Source organism: Marinomonas sp. TW1, assembly GCF_001625355.1.
GTDB lineage: Bacteria > Pseudomonadota > Gammaproteobacteria > Pseudomonadales > Marinomonadaceae > Marinomonas.
Map to the genome: position 1 here is coordinate 41,577 of NZ_JSEE01000010.1, position 13,646 is coordinate 55,222.

Genomic DNA, 13,646 nt, shown 5'->3' on the forward strand with positions numbered 1-13,646 from the left:
ATCTTAACCTAATCTGTTATTCAACGATTTTGAACGGAATAAACATCGGATACCCCTGACGAATAACTCGCATAGGCACCGAACGCCCAGTGGGTATGTCTTTGGCGATTTGAATAAAGTCCGTCACACCCTCAATACGTTGACCATTCAACATGGTGATCACATCCCCCTGTTGCAGACCATTACGTGCAGCCGTACCACCCAGTACTTGCTCAATCACCACACCATGATCGATACTGTAGTTTTTCGCCATTTCAGCAGGCACTTCACCGACGATCATCCCTAAACGGTTCTGATCTTGTTGTGATTGGGCAATCATTTTTGGATCCGCAGGTCGACCTTCTAACGTGATCTCAATGGTTTGCTCTTTACCATCTCGATACACTAGCGCCGACACCTTTTTACCCGCTTTCATGCGGCCAACAACATAAGGTAACTCGCCAGAATGCTCAATCTCTTCGCCATTAAAACGCATGATGATATCACCCGATTGCAAGCCTGCTTTCTCAGCAGGTGAATCCGGTAACACGCGACTAATTAAGGCACCATTTGGACGATCAAGACCAAAAGACTCCGCCAGGTCATTGCTCACATCTTGAATCAACACACCTAACCAAGCACGAGACACTTTGCCGTCTGTTTTCAGTTGATCAACCACGGACATCGCAACGTTTGACGGGATAGCAAACGACACGCCCATGAAACCACCGGAACGCGTGTATATTTGTGAGTTAATACCCACTACCTCACCATCCAAGTTAAACAAAGGGCCACCTGAGTTCCCAGGATTAATCGCAACATCCGTTTGAATGAAAGGAACATAACTATCGGACGGTAAATTACGCCCCGTGGCACTGACAATCCCAGCGGTTACCGTGTAATCAAACCCAAATGGCGAACCGATTGCTAACACCCATTGACCCGGCTTTAGCTTATCTGAGTCAGCCATTTTAACGATCGGCAAATCCTCCGCTTCAATTTTCAGCAAGGCCAAATCCGTTCTTGGATCCGTTCCCACTAAGGTCGCTTGATATTCTCGGCGGTCACTTAAACGAACGTGAATCACATCCGCCCCATCAATGACATGATTATTGGTTAATACATAACCATCATGAGAAATAATGAAGCCGGAACCAAGAGAACTTCGTTGCCCTTGCTTTGGCGGACTTTGTTGACCAAATGGTTGCTGTCCAAAGAAGTGCTTGAAGAATTCATTCAACTCTTCATTGTTTGGACTATATTGACGGCCACCTTCGTTGGCCGTTTTCGTGGTCACCGTTTGTTCCGTACTGATGTTCACGACTGCGGGGGAAGCATCATCCACTAACTCGGTAAAGTCAGGCAATGACGCCGCGTGAGTTAGCATGGAAGTCATCATAACCGTGCTAACAACTAACACACTAACGTGTTTAAGCAATCTGTTCATTAATTGGTCTCCTTAAAACGTACCAAATTCATTACAGTGCCAGGTGAAGAAGGACATCAGTTAAGACGAAAACAGCAATGGGCTGACTTCATCCTGAACCGATTCAATTCTTAAAACTTTTGGGTAAAAATCTTCATTATGAGCAGAACGATTCGCTTTGTGTCGAGCAAACCACAATCCACCAACAAAACCTAATAAACTGAGTAACACAGACATCTCGTTTGAGTCCGCCCAAAAAGAAGGCAATATGGCACCAAACACCATACCAAGCAACGGAATCAAATACATCCAAACAGAGGCTTGCAACAGAGTGTCTTCAGGGATCCCAATGACCACACGCTGACCGACCTCTACAGATAACGGGTCAACGGCTTTCATGCGCATACGATTGGCTGGGGAAACTTGTGCAATCGCATGATGGCCGCACCCATGACGAGCGCGACAGCTAGTACAACTACTGGTACGAATGGTTTCTACTTCCGCAAAGCCAGTTTCAACTGACATCACGGTTCCTGTTTCTTCAATCATTTTCTAGCCTTGGCATAAATACCGTCATCAGTTTTTCGATCGTTGCGCCTGGGACTTCGCCAACCATGGTCAATAAATACAACTGATCCTTCACTTTAAAACTGCTTACACCGGCCATGGTTGCCCCCATACCGACAATGGAAATGGGCTTAGCAGACATACTGGGTTCCACAAATACCGATACTGTCGCCACACCATCCGATAGCAACAACATACTGGTACCATGGTTTAGCGCTCTTGCTTCAGGCCAAACCAAATGAAACCCTTCAGGCAACCATTCGAACCGCCATAGATTCTTAACCCGCTGCGGTAGGACTTGCGTTTGTTTTTTGGTGTGCTTCCCCTTGTTGGGGACAAAGTCTTCCTGTTTCAAGTCCGGTTTGAAGTTAACAGAGGTAAACTGAACACGCTCTAACAACTCACCATTTGCTTTAAACACATCATGCTTTAACAAAAAATGGTTTTTTTTGTCTAACCAAAACTCATGTCCATAACGATATTCATCTTTTGGCAACAGACTAACAATAATGGCTTGTCGACCAGCAATACGATGTGGCTCTTGATTCACCGTCAATTGATAGCCTTGTGACAATCGCTCTTCAGCAACTTTTTTCAAGCTTTTAAAGGGCGCTTTAAAAGGTGAATGACGATTGGTCATCAAGTCATCGGAATAGACACAAATGATTCTGTCATCAATCCGAACAACTTCAACCTTATCCCCGTCTAAATCCACTAAACTTTCATATTCCATACCTTCCGTGACAATATGGCGTATGCGCATGCCATTCATATTGGATGCCTCAGAATGCACAAACACACCATCATAATTGAGCTGGTGAAAAGCCTGGGTCATCTGACGTAACAACTCAACCGCATGAGGCGTTGCTGTGGCAGCAAGACTCCATTGAGCAAAACAAAGTAAGCCCACACTTAAGCATCTAATCACAACCGAAAAGCGTCTCATAAGTTACTCTTGTACTGGATAATTAACCACGCGCGCCATTGGTATCATGCCCTGACCTACGGTCATGGTCGCTTGCTCCGCGTGCTGACGAAGGTACTGTTGCAACTTCATATTGTCTAACGGTAGCGCTTGCTGATTCAATTCCGCTAAAGGCGTCGCCACAGGTAGAGTGGCTTTAACTGGCGACACGTCAGCGGTTATTGGTGTGTGCGAGACCTCAGAATTAAGCAGAAAATTACCACCAAATACCACCATAAAGGCAACACTCGCCGCCATCGCGACACCAGAAAACATCATTTTCCAACTGACATTAGACTGAGGCAATACCGCTACCTGAGTAGTCAACTTGGGGGACGGTTCGATTTCACCTTCAGTATCTAGGGTGTCATGTATGCGCATCAATAAGTTATCTTGTAACCCAACAGCGAGTTGTTCATCTTTATGAAGGCATTGTTGGATCGCATGAAATCCTTCCAATTGCCGAGCCAACACACCTGAATCTTGAGCCAACAGCGCGGCAATATCTTGCTCGGTGGCTTCCCCATCAAACATGGCAGACAAACTGGCCATTGCTTCCGGTGTATGTGTGTTTTGTGATGTCATGACGACTCTCCTGCGTCCAAAAAAGGACGTATGTGTTTTTCAACGGCTTCTCGTGCTCGAAAGATACGAGACCGTACCGTTCCAACAGGGCACTCCATAATCAGTGAAATGTCTTCGTAACTCAGACCATCAAACTCCCTCAGGGTTAATGCGCTGCGCAACTCTTCAGGAAGCATTTCAATAGCATGATAAATGGCTTTCTCTAGTCGATTACTGTTCAACTTGGCTTCTGGTGAGGCAATGTCTGACAAAGATTCATAGGTGTTAAACACCTCTTCGTTATCCAACTCAACATCCGATTCAGGCGGTCGACGCGAACGGCTTACCAAATGATTCTTCGCCGTGTTCACGGCAATTCGGTATAGCCAAGTATAAAATGCGCTCTCGCCACGAAAACTGTTGATCGATCGATACGCTTTAATAAAGCTTTCCTGAGCCACATCTAAGACTTCACTCCGATCTTGAATATAGCGTCCAATCAAACCCACTACCTTGTATTGGTATTTCATCACCAAGACATCAAATGCCCGCTTGTCACCCTGTTGTACTTTTTCAACTAACGTCTGATCAGAAGACGTTTCGTGCTGCATAGGCACCTCATGTTTCAACGTCATTACCTTGTGCCTTTGCCCGGTATAGATTAGAGACAACAAACAGCATCGCAAGTTCCCATAAAAACAACAAAGAATCATGAATTTGCATGACTCGGAAGTATTCATTTAATAGCAAGAATAGTAACATTAATTTTTTCGTCAATAATCAGAATTACATTATGAGTCGACAATACCAACATGACATCGTCATCATTGGCGCTGGCGCTGCCGGTTTAACTCTGGCCCTAGAGCTGGCGGATCAATATCGCGTGGCCATTTTAACCAAATCCGACATACGTGAAGGCTCTACGCTTTATGCTCAGGGCGGCGTTGCTGCGGTATTGTCAGAAAAAGACACCATAGATTCTCATATAAATGACACCATTGATGCTGGCGTAGAGCTGGGCGACCCAGCGGCCATTCGTTTTACCGTTGAACACTCAAAAGCCAGCATTGACTGGCTCATCGATCAAGGCGTCCCCTTCACCCGCTATGGAGAAAGTGATGAATATCATCTAACCAAAGAAGGTGGACACAGCCATAGGCGCATCATTCACAGCGCCGATGCAACCGGTCTGGCGATCTCAAAAACCTTGATCAAGAATGCCAGCAACCATCCAAACATTGATTTTTTCCCAGATCGGGTAGCGGTTGACATCATCACGACGCAAAAACTTGACCTACCAGGTCAAAACCGAGCGGTTGGTGTGTATGCCTTAAACCAAGATAACGACACTATTGAGGTCTTCCAAGGACAGTTTATTTCCTTAGCCTGTGGCGGCAGCAGTAAAGTGTATTTGTACACCAGCAACCCAGATACGGCTTCAGGTGATGGCATCGCAATGGCATGGCGAGCGGGTTGTCGAGTAGCGAATATGGAATTCAACCAATTTCATCCCACTTGCCTGTATGACGCCAAAGCCAAAACCTTCTTGATTTCGGAAGCGGTGCGCGGTGAAGGGGGTAAGCTACTTTTACCGGATGGCACACGTTTCATGTCTAAATTTGACCCAAGAGCGGAACTGGCTCCTCGTGACATTGTGGCTCGCGCTATTGACCATGAAATGAAACGCCTTGGTATTCCTCATGTGCTACTAGACATTTCCCACAAAGACCAAGACTTTATCAAGGAACACTTCCCCACCATTTACAAACGCTGCTTAGAGTACGGTCACGATATGACCAAAGGGCCAATCCCTGTGGTACCCGCTGCACATTATACCTGTGGCGGTGTCGTAGTGGATCGAAACAGTGCGACCGATATAGACAATCTATATGCTATTGGCGAAACCGCTTATACAGGTTTGCACGGCGCGAATCGATTGGCCAGCAATTCACTGCTGGAGTGCATCGTTTTTGCTCGTTCAGCCGCCAGTCATATTGCAGCCCACACCACTCCGTTAACTGCCGTGGATATTCCGGATTGGGATGAAAGCCAGGTCACTAATTCAGATGAAGATGTCGTCATTACTCACAACTGGCAGGAACTGCGACGCTTCATGTGGGATTACGTTGGCATTGTTCGCACCAATAAACGTTTGCTTAGAGCCAAGCACAGAGTGGACTTATTAAGATCGGAAATTCAGGAATTCTATGCCAACTACAAGGTCTCAAATGATCTATTAGAGCTACGCAACCTTGCGGTTGTCGCCGACCTTATCATCCAATCCGCCATGTCTCGAAAAGAAAGCCGTGGCCTACACTTTACGTTGGATTACCCTGCCAAATTGTCGCCAAGCGAACCCACTATTTTAACACCAAAACAACCCGACTAATTTAAGCTTTACGGCCGCGCAACAACCTATCTTGCGCGGCAAAAGACCGTAGTAATGCGTACTCTTCACCCTTTAATTGGTCACGGTATATTAGGTAAAATTGCGGCCATATTCGATGCCAAATCGTCTCCTCAGACACTCTCTTTGCAATTAATTGAACCGCGTTGACCCGAACAAAATGAAGTCGGATTTGCTCTTCACGCCGACATAAATACGCCCCATCAGCATCAATGCCGATTTGGCTTCTCGGTTGACACCAAGCCACCCCAAGCCAGGCGACAACAGCCAAACTGTATAGGATAAAAAAAGTGACTTGCCAGACGTCTGGCCACCAATAGAAAGGTAGTAGTATAAAACAGGATGCGCTAGCGCTAGTCCACAAACTAACGCTAAGCCAAGAGAAATTTAATTTAGTGACGGTCAGGCTGAACACGGGTAACAATGATCTCGACGATTCGAGCCAAATCGGGATCTTCTGGTACTTCTTTTTGCATAAACCAAGGGAAAATTTCTTGGTCTTCACACTCAATCAACTTTTGAAAGCGCTGCTTATCTTGGTCATCCAGCGTTAAATAAATTTCATCTAAAAATGGCTCCAATAAAACATCCAATTCCAACATGCCACGACGACAGTGCCATTTTAGCTTTTTAAAACTTAACGAATCTGCGGTTTCAGTCATCAAATAACCCCTTATTAACAATGTCGTCATTATAGCCATTGCCCCCCTCGAATTACCATTACTGCCCTCAAAAAAGAAAGCCGACCCGCCCCCTTCCTGACTTCAATCAGGGAAATATTTCCGCGAAAAAACTTACCTAGATAAACGCTTGAGTTACACGAGTTAACAAACGGTATTATATTGACTGTTTTTTTAACCAAATCCACTTAACTAAACAAAATAGTACAATAATTGGGTTTTTATGTATTAACAGGTCAATTATAAATTGAACTATATTTTATCTACTTGCTGATCAGTCATTGATCAATAAACAAGTAACTAGGTAAGAATATAAAAACAAAAGTCACTCCAACGGGAGAAACCTATATGCAACGCCTTACGAAAACGACCCTTTCTTGTGCGGTATCTGTCGCCACCTGCCTAACCGCAGCCAGTGCTTTCGCAGAAACCCAAATCACGGTGGCCACCGTAAACAATGGCCACATGATTGAAATGCAAAAATTGACCCCTGAATTCGAAAAAGCAAACCCTGGCATCAAAGTCAAATGGGTTACTTTGGAAGAAGGTGTCCTTCGCCAAAACGTCACTCAAGATATTGCCAATAAAAGTGGTTTATACGATGTCATGACCATCGGTATGTATGAAGCACCAATCTGGGGTGAGCGTGGCTGGTTAAGAGAAATTGATACCAGTGGCGATTATGATGCAAATGACATTCTACCCTCCATTCGCGGTGGTTTATCCTACGATAACACTATGTACGCTGCGCCTTTCTACGGTGAAAGCTCCATGGTGATGTACCGTAAAGACCTAGTGAAAGCCGCCGGTATGGAAATTAATGACCGAGACAGCTGGACACACATCCGAGATGTTGCCGCTGCGGTTCATGATCCAGACAATGGTGTTTACGGCATTTGTTTACGTGGTAAAGCAGGTTGGGGTGACAACATGGCCCTCATGACAACCATTGCCAACTCTTTTGGCGCTCGCTGGTTTGATGAGAACTGGAAGCCTCAACTTGAAAGCGCGGAATGGAAAAATGCGGTCAGCTTCTATGTCGATACATTGAGCAAATATGGCCCTCCAGGTTCCAGCAGCAACAGCTTTAACGAAAACCTAGCCTTGTTTAACGAAGGTAAATGCGGCATGTGGATTGACGCCACGATTGCGGCATCTTTCGTAACGGATCCAAAACAAAGTAAAGTGCATGACAAAGTTGGCTTCGCACAATCCCCTTACGCGGTAACCGAAAAAGGTGCTAACTGGCTATGGGCATGGGCACTTGGTATTCCTGCTGCCACTAAGAATGCCGAAGCCGCACAAACGTTTGTACGCTGGGCAACCTCTAAACAGTACATTGATCTAGTGGGTCAAACTAACGGCTGGGCAGCGGTTCCAACAGGTACTCGCGCAAGCACTTATGCAAATCCTAAGTTCCAACAAGCCGCTGTGTTTGCGGATGCTGAGTTAAAAGCCATCAACTCTGCTAATCCAAATGACAGCACGATGAAACCATCTCCTTATGTGGGTGTACAGTTCGCTGCTATCCCAGAGTTCCAAGCAATTGGCACAACAGCAGGACAAATGGTGTCAGGTGCATTGTCCGGCACAATGTCTGTTGAGAAAGCATTGGAATCTGCTAACCGTTCGGCGGATCGCCAAATGCGTCAAGCTGGTTACTACTAGCCTTCAAGGCAAAAAGATAGGGCATGACGCCCTATCTTTTCTTTTCGTTTTGCCAACTAAAGGCATTATTTAACGCTTATAATAAGAGATCATAATATGAAGCGCTCAATCACTCGCTTATTAATGGCGCCTTCTGTCATCCTGCTATTGATCTGGATGATCGTTCCATTGTCTATGACGATTTATTTCTCAACCATTCGATACAACTTGTTGTATCCAGGTCAGAATAATTTTGTCGGCTGGATGAACTTTGAATTTTTCTTAACCGATCCTGGTTTCTTTCCAGCGGTTGCTAATACTCTGATTCTATTGGCTTCGGTATTAATCATTACCGTGGTTTTAGGCGTGTTGTTATCCGCTTTAATTGATCGTCCATTTTGGGGACAAGGTATTGTCCGGGTGCTGCTTATTTCACCCTTCTTCATCATGCCGACGGTGAATGCCTTGATTTGGAAAAACATGATGATGAATCCGGTATACGGGATCTTCGCATGGATTTCAGAAAGTTTAGGCTTTGAGCCAATAGACTGGCTGTCATCATTCCCACTCGCTTCCATTATCATCATGGTCAGTTGGCAGTGGCTACCCTTCGCCATTTTGGTATTTGTCACAGCATTACAATCTCAAGACACAGAACAAAAAGAAGCCGCTCAGATGGACGGAGCAACGGGATGGCATATTTTCCGTTACTTAACTCTGCCTCACTTGGCGCGACCTATCACGGTCGTGGTCATGATCGAAACGATTTTCTTGTTGGCCATTTTTGCCGAAATCTTCGTCTCAACTGGCGGTGGTCCAGGTTACGACAGTACCAACTTGGCTTACCTCATTTACAACCAAGCTCTACTTCAATATGACGTAGGCGTTGCCTCTGCCGGTGGTTTATTTGCGGTGTTACTAGCAAACATTGTTGCCTTCTTCTTAATTCGTGCCGTTGGCAAAAACTTAACGGTGTGAGGGAATAATCATGAAACTGACTCAACAACGTAAATTACGTACCGTCCTAACAGGCTTGTTCGCTTGGACGATTGCTTTGGCTTTGTTCTTTCCTATTTTTTGGATGTTTATCACGTCCTTCAAAACAGAACTACAAGCCATTTCAGTGCCGCCGTCTTTGTTCTTTGAGCCAACACTCGAGAACTTTGAGATTGTTCAAGAAAGAAGTAACTATTTGCATCATGCAATGAACTCGGTGATCACGTCTTTCGGTTCGACTCTAATCGCCCTTGCTATTGCGATACCTGCTGCATATTCAATGGCTTTTTTCCCAACCAAAAAAACCAAAGACATCTTATTGTGGATGCTCTCCACTAAAATGCTGCCAGCGGTGGGTGTATTAGTTCCTATCTACATCTTAAGCCGTGATTATGGATTACTCGATTCTCGTACAGGTTTGATCATCATCTTTACCTTGATGAATTTGCCTATCGTTGTTTGGATGCTGTTCTCCTACTTTAAAGATTTACCGAAAGAAATCCTTGAAGCAGCTCGTATGGATGGTGCAACACCATGGGATGAGATGGTCAAAGTGGTGATGCCTTTGTCGATCGGCGCTATTTCATCGACCGGTTTGCTCTCCATCGTTCTGTGTTGGAACGAAGCCTTTTGGTCTTTAAACCTAACGGCTTCTGAAGCCGCGCCATTGACCGCCATGATTGCCTCTTACTCCAGCCCTGAAGGTCTTTTCTGGGCGAAATTGTCCGCGGCATCGACATTAGCTTGCGCTCCGATCGTTATCTTCGGTTGGTTCTGTCAAAAACAACTCGTTCAAGGCCTTACATTCGGCGCCGTAAAATAATAATTAGGAAGATTTCTTATGAGTTACTTAGCGATTACAGATCTACAAAAACATTACGACGATTACCACGCTCTTCGCGGTATTAACCTGACCATTGAAGAAGGTGAATTCATTGTCTTCGTTGGACCATCAGGCTGTGGTAAATCCACTCTTTTAAGAACTATTGCTGGGCTTGAAACCAGCTCGAGCGGTTCAATTGATCTAGATGGAAAAGACATTACAGAGTTAGCGTCATCAAAACGTGACCTTGCGATGGTGTTTCAATCTTACGCGCTTTATCCACATATGACGGTGGCGGATAACTTATCCTTTGCCCTGCGTCTTGCGAAAGCACCAGATGCTGAAATTAAAGAAAAAGTGCAATCCGTGTCTAAATCCCTTCAGTTAGACGCCTTACTAGAACGTAAACCAAAAGAGTTATCGGGTGGTCAACGTCAACGCGTCGCGATTGGTCGTGCGATTGTTCGCCAACCAAAGGTCTTCCTGTTTGATGAGCCATTATCTAACTTAGACGCGGCTTTGCGAGTACAGATGCGCCTTGAATTAGCGCGTCTTCACAAGAAGCTGGGCACCACCATGATCTACGTTACTCACGACCAAGTCGAAGCCATGACACTGGCGGACCGTGTGGTGATTTTGAATGCGGGTCAAATTGAACAAGTAGGCACGCCTCTTGAGTTATATCGCCAGCCAAATAGTCGCTTTGTGGCAGAGTTCATTGGCACTCCTAAAATGAACCTCATTCCTCTTGATCAAGCCGTCAAACAAGATTCTGAAGTCGAACTAACCCTATTGGGTAAATCGATTTCGTTTCCGACAAGTCGCTTAACTGGGGAACTGTCTAATCATACCATTATGGGCATTCGCCCAGAGCACATGCATTTGGTCGACCAAGCGGCGGATCTAACAGGGAAAGTCGAATTAGTCGAGCACCTTGGTTCTGAAGCTTATGCTCATATTCTGCTGTCTTCTGGTCAAACTATCATAGTGAAAGCTTCTGCTCGCATCGATTTAGCCGATGGACAGCAAGTTCATATCCAACTCGAAGTCGATGAAATGATTCTGTTGAACGATCAGGACCGAGTGATTTCTGCCAGTACCGAAGGTGAATGATATGACGAATTTTCTTCAAGCCAGCCAAAACCAAGCGCAGCTGAACTGTCAGACCTACCAAAAAACTGACATCAAAGCTGGCGTGATTCATCTTGGCGTTGGGGCCTTTCACCGAGCACACCAAGCGGTCTTTTTTGATCGCTTACTGGGACAAGCGTCTCAGGCTCATTGGGGCATTATTGGCGTTAACATTCGGCCACAAGACAGTCAGCTGTTTGAACAATTGATGGCGCAAGACGGTGAGTACATTCTGAAAACGGTCAGTGCTGCTGGTGCCACTGAATATGACCACATTCGCTCACTGGTACGTCAAATTGACGGATCAAAAACACCAGATCAGGTCGATGAAGCCATGATGGATCCTAGCATCCAGTTGGTGACAAGTACGGTAACTGAAGGAGGTTACTACTTGGATGAAAATCATCAATTGATGCTAGATCATCCAGCCATAAAAGCCGATCTAGCGGGTGAAAGACACACACTGTATGCCTTTTTATACGCGGGATTAAAACGCCGCAGTCAAACGTCTGCAGGTAAAATCACCTTATTATGCTGTGATAACTTACGACATAATGGTCTGCTGCTTAAAACAGGTCTTATGCAGTTTGTACAAGCCATGCAGGATACTCAACTGGCTGCTTGGCTGGAACAGAATGTCTCTTTCCCATGCTCAATGGTTGATCGCATTACCCCTAAACCCAGCTCGCTCCACATGGACGATGTTAATACACGGTTTGGCTTAAACGATGCGATGACAGTAATGGGGGAAGATTTTATCCAATGGGTTGTAGAAGACAACTTTGCTGGTCAAAAACCACCACTAGAAACGGTGGGAGTGCAATTGGTGGAAAACGTTGAACCCTTTGAAGAAGCTAAAATTAGAATCCTCAATGCGGGTCATACTTGCATCACTTATCAAGCAGCCCTAAAAGGCCTCACATACTTTGATCAAGCGATGAAAGATGCCCAACTCAGTCAATATTTTAATGACTTTATTGAACAGGATGTCATTCCTGCCATTGGTGAGTCTGTGGTGGATTTACCCTCCTATGCAAAGACCATTGCCGAGCGCTTTAGCAATGACAACATTGGCGACACCATCGAAAGAATTTGCAGTGACGGCTATGCCAAGTTTCCTGTGTTCGTGTTCCCAACCGTGCTCGCAAGCTATCAAAATGGTCACACGCCAAATCAAACACTAAAAGGCATCGCCAGTTGGTATTGCTTCTTACAGGCTATGAAGAAAGAGCAAATTGCCTTCCAGTACCATGATCCAAGCATCGCTGAACTGGATCGCTTTAGTGATGATCAACAAGGTATAGAAGCCTTTGTTAACCACCCATTTTTATGGGGAGAAATCATTGAGAAACACCCACAGTTTAAAGAGGATTTAACAAAAGCCATTATGGACTTTAATACATCTCTCGCCTGATAAATGGCCGCCGTCTGCTCTCCTTGTTTGTACATAAGATCAGACGGTCGCTATAATAAAACGTGGCGAAAATACATACTGCAGGATAATAACATGCCAAATACTGCCAAGCGTCTAACCCCAGAATATGAAATTGTCGAAGATCACGGCACCATACGCTACCAAGAGCATGGTTACCCAAGTGATTTAATTCGTTGGCATGCCCATGATGATTATGAATTACATTATATTGTGGCGACGTCGGGTAAAGTATTTATTGGTGATTACATTGGTAATTATTCGGCTGGCCAACTGATCTTAACGGGGCCTAGATTACCGCACAACTGGATATGCCAAAACGATCAAAGCGTCGTTGAATTGCGCGACATGATCATACGTTTTGACCACGAATCTTTTTCCCTTGGTATGGAAACCATCCCTGAATTAGCTGAAATATTGCCTTTACTCGCCAAAGCAAAATCTGGCATAGAGTTTTTAAACATTGATCATCAGTACATTCGCAACGCGTTTGAAGCGGTTCGTGAATCAAGTGGCTTAACTCGTCTCACTCTCGCATTGCCACTGCTTCAGCATCTTGCTCAAAGTGCAGATTATCGCCTGTTGTCTACGGTTCAAATTGATTTGAAATCCAATGAAACCCTGCAACGAAAAATCAATACTGTGGTCGACTATGTAACCCAGAACTACGATCAAGACATTTCCTTAGCCGACGTTTCAAGCCTAATCGGCATGTCTGACAGCCACTTTTCGCGTTTCTTTAAAAAGGCAACGGGCAACCGATTTATCGAATTCGTTAATCGTGTTCGTATTAGTCGAGCCTGCAATTTACTGACAGAAACCGATGAGCAAATCGCCAACATTTGCTTCCAGGTAGGCTTTAACAATGTGGCCAATTTCAACCGACGTTTTCACGAATTAAAAGGCGTCACCCCAAGAGACTTCCGTAGTCAAAGCAGCTTAAACACGAAAACCAATATATTGCCCATCTTTACAGACCAATCAAACAGGTAATGTTATAGAACTCGACGGCTAACACTGGTGACTGCAT

At 45.1% G+C, this 13,646-nt stretch carries 15 protein-coding genes; 7 read left to right on the top strand and 8 right to left on the bottom strand.

Going from position 1 to position 13,646, the window contains the following annotated elements; genetic code table 11:
• Nucleotides 1-16: 16 nt before the first annotated feature.
• Genes OA79_RS10425 through OA79_RS18360 form a run of 6 tightly spaced genes read right to left on the bottom strand, consistent with a single transcriptional unit; the run spans nucleotide 17 to nucleotide 4,262 of the window.
• A complete protein-coding gene (locus tag OA79_RS10425) occupies nucleotides 17-1,426 on the bottom strand; it encodes a DegQ family serine endoprotease (protein ID WP_063333183.1) in 1,410 nt (469 codons plus the stop codon).
• 60 nt (nucleotides 1,427-1,486) lie between these two features.
• Nucleotides 1,487-1,954 carry a SoxR reducing system RseC family protein gene (locus OA79_RS10430; RefSeq protein WP_063333184.1) on the bottom strand — a complete coding sequence of 156 codons (468 nt, stop codon included), beginning with the start codon at nucleotides 1,952-1,954 and terminating at the stop codon, nucleotides 1,487-1,489.
• Nucleotides 1,947-2,918, bottom strand: coding sequence for a MucB/RseB C-terminal domain-containing protein (locus OA79_RS10435; RefSeq protein WP_063333185.1), 972 nt, complete (start codon nucleotides 2,916-2,918; stop codon nucleotides 1,947-1,949). Before OA79_RS10435 ends, OA79_RS10430 begins: the two co-directional genes overlap by 8 nt.
• A 3-nt stretch (nucleotides 2,919-2,921) precedes the next feature.
• A complete protein-coding gene (locus OA79_RS10440; protein ID WP_063333186.1) occupies nucleotides 2,922-3,521 on the bottom strand; it encodes a sigma-E factor negative regulatory protein in 600 nt (199 codons plus the stop codon).
• A complete protein-coding gene (gene rpoE, locus OA79_RS10445; RefSeq protein ID WP_063333187.1) occupies nucleotides 3,518-4,135 on the bottom strand; it encodes an RNA polymerase sigma factor RpoE in 618 nt (205 codons plus the stop codon). The genes OA79_RS10440 and rpoE overlap by 4 nt, the downstream gene beginning before the upstream one ends.
• Nucleotides 4,119-4,262 carry a hypothetical protein gene (locus OA79_RS18360; RefSeq protein WP_197465387.1) on the bottom strand — a complete coding sequence of 48 codons (144 nt, stop codon included), beginning with the start codon at nucleotides 4,260-4,262 and terminating at the stop codon, nucleotides 4,119-4,121. Before OA79_RS18360 ends, rpoE begins: the two co-directional genes overlap by 17 nt.
• A gap of 31 nt (nucleotides 4,263-4,293) precedes the next feature.
• Here OA79_RS18360 and nadB point away from each other — a divergent pair, with 31 nt between their 5' ends.
• Nucleotides 4,294-5,889: an L-aspartate oxidase gene (gene nadB / locus OA79_RS10450; protein WP_063333188.1), complete on the top strand. Its 1,596-nt coding sequence runs from the start codon at nucleotides 4,294-4,296 to the stop codon at nucleotides 5,887-5,889.
• Nucleotide 5,890: 1 nt separating this feature from the next.
• Here nadB and OA79_RS10455 read toward each other — a convergent pair whose 3' ends face one another.
• Both OA79_RS10455 and OA79_RS10460 read right to left on the bottom strand, forming a co-directional pair.
• Nucleotides 5,891-6,154, bottom strand: coding sequence for a hypothetical protein (locus OA79_RS10455; protein WP_156486253.1), 264 nt, complete (start codon nucleotides 6,152-6,154; stop codon nucleotides 5,891-5,893).
• 145 nt (nucleotides 6,155-6,299) lie between these two features.
• Nucleotides 6,300-6,569: an FAD assembly factor SdhE gene (locus OA79_RS10460; RefSeq protein WP_063333190.1), complete on the bottom strand. Its 270-nt coding sequence runs from the start codon at nucleotides 6,567-6,569 to the stop codon at nucleotides 6,300-6,302.
• Between the two features lie 366 nt (nucleotides 6,570-6,935).
• Between OA79_RS10460 and OA79_RS10465 the strand changes: the two genes are divergently transcribed.
• The 6 genes from OA79_RS10465 (at nucleotide 6,936) to OA79_RS10490 (ending at nucleotide 13,609) form a co-directional block, all read left to right on the top strand.
• Nucleotides 6,936-8,255 carry an ABC transporter substrate-binding protein gene (locus OA79_RS10465; protein WP_063333191.1) on the top strand — a complete coding sequence of 440 codons (1,320 nt, stop codon included), beginning with the start codon at nucleotides 6,936-6,938 and terminating at the stop codon, nucleotides 8,253-8,255.
• A 96-nt stretch (nucleotides 8,256-8,351) separates the two neighbouring features.
• Nucleotides 8,352-9,212 carry a carbohydrate ABC transporter permease gene (locus OA79_RS10470; protein WP_063333192.1) on the top strand — a complete coding sequence of 287 codons (861 nt, stop codon included), beginning with the start codon at nucleotides 8,352-8,354 and terminating at the stop codon, nucleotides 9,210-9,212.
• Nucleotides 9,213-9,222: 10 nt separating this feature from the next.
• The gene (locus tag OA79_RS10475) at nucleotides 9,223-10,053 is read left to right on the top strand and encodes a carbohydrate ABC transporter permease (protein WP_063333193.1); all 831 of its coding nucleotides are present in this window, start codon (nucleotides 9,223-9,225) and stop codon (nucleotides 10,051-10,053) included.
• Nucleotides 10,054-10,071: 18 nt separating this feature from the next.
• Complete coding sequence (locus OA79_RS10480) at nucleotides 10,072-11,166, top strand: ABC transporter ATP-binding protein (protein ID WP_063333194.1); 1,095 nt, start codon at nucleotides 10,072-10,074, stop codon at nucleotides 11,164-11,166.
• A gap of 1 nt (nucleotide 11,167) precedes the next feature.
• The gene (locus OA79_RS10485; RefSeq protein ID WP_082825450.1) at nucleotides 11,168-12,598 is read left to right on the top strand and encodes a mannitol dehydrogenase family protein; all 1,431 of its coding nucleotides are present in this window, start codon (nucleotides 11,168-11,170) and stop codon (nucleotides 12,596-12,598) included.
• Between the two features lie 93 nt (nucleotides 12,599-12,691).
• Nucleotides 12,692-13,609, top strand: coding sequence for a helix-turn-helix domain-containing protein (locus OA79_RS10490; protein ID WP_063333195.1), 918 nt, complete (start codon nucleotides 12,692-12,694; stop codon nucleotides 13,607-13,609).
• Nucleotides 13,610-13,646: the final 37 nt, after the last annotated feature.

What these genes read in the sequence shown, in the direction of transcription:
- OA79_RS10425 (WP_063333183.1), bottom strand. Translation starts at nt 1,426, where the DNA reads ATGAACAGATTGCTTAAACACGTTAGTGTGTTAGTTGTTAGCACGGTT.
- OA79_RS10430 (WP_063333184.1), bottom strand. Translation starts at nt 1,954, where the DNA reads ATGATTGAAGAAACAGGAACCGTGATGTCAGTTGAAACTGGCTTTGCG.
- OA79_RS10435 (WP_063333185.1), bottom strand. Translation starts at nt 2,918, where the DNA reads ATGAGACGCTTTTCGGTTGTGATTAGATGCTTAAGTGTGGGCTTACTT.
- OA79_RS10440 (WP_063333186.1), bottom strand. Translation starts at nt 3,521, where the DNA reads ATGACATCACAAAACACACATACACCGGAAGCAATGGCCAGTTTGTCT.
- rpoE (WP_063333187.1), bottom strand. Translation starts at nt 4,135, where the DNA reads ATGACGTTGAAACATGAGGTGCCTATGCAGCACGAAACGTCTTCTGAT.
- OA79_RS18360 (WP_197465387.1), bottom strand. Translation starts at nt 4,262, where the DNA reads ATGTTACTATTCTTGCTATTAAATGAATACTTCCGAGTCATGCAAATT.
- nadB (WP_063333188.1), top strand. Translation starts at nt 4,294, where the DNA reads ATGAGTCGACAATACCAACATGACATCGTCATCATTGGCGCTGGCGCT.
- OA79_RS10460 (WP_063333190.1), bottom strand. Translation starts at nt 6,569, where the DNA reads ATGACTGAAACCGCAGATTCGTTAAGTTTTAAAAAGCTAAAATGGCAC.
- OA79_RS10465 (WP_063333191.1), top strand. Translation starts at nt 6,936, where the DNA reads ATGCAACGCCTTACGAAAACGACCCTTTCTTGTGCGGTATCTGTCGCC.
- OA79_RS10470 (WP_063333192.1), top strand. Translation starts at nt 8,352, where the DNA reads ATGAAGCGCTCAATCACTCGCTTATTAATGGCGCCTTCTGTCATCCTG.
- OA79_RS10475 (WP_063333193.1), top strand. Translation starts at nt 9,223, where the DNA reads ATGAAACTGACTCAACAACGTAAATTACGTACCGTCCTAACAGGCTTG.
- OA79_RS10480 (WP_063333194.1), top strand. Translation starts at nt 10,072, where the DNA reads ATGAGTTACTTAGCGATTACAGATCTACAAAAACATTACGACGATTAC.
- OA79_RS10485 (WP_082825450.1), top strand. Translation starts at nt 11,168, where the DNA reads ATGACGAATTTTCTTCAAGCCAGCCAAAACCAAGCGCAGCTGAACTGT.
- OA79_RS10490 (WP_063333195.1), top strand. Translation starts at nt 12,692, where the DNA reads ATGCCAAATACTGCCAAGCGTCTAACCCCAGAATATGAAATTGTCGAA.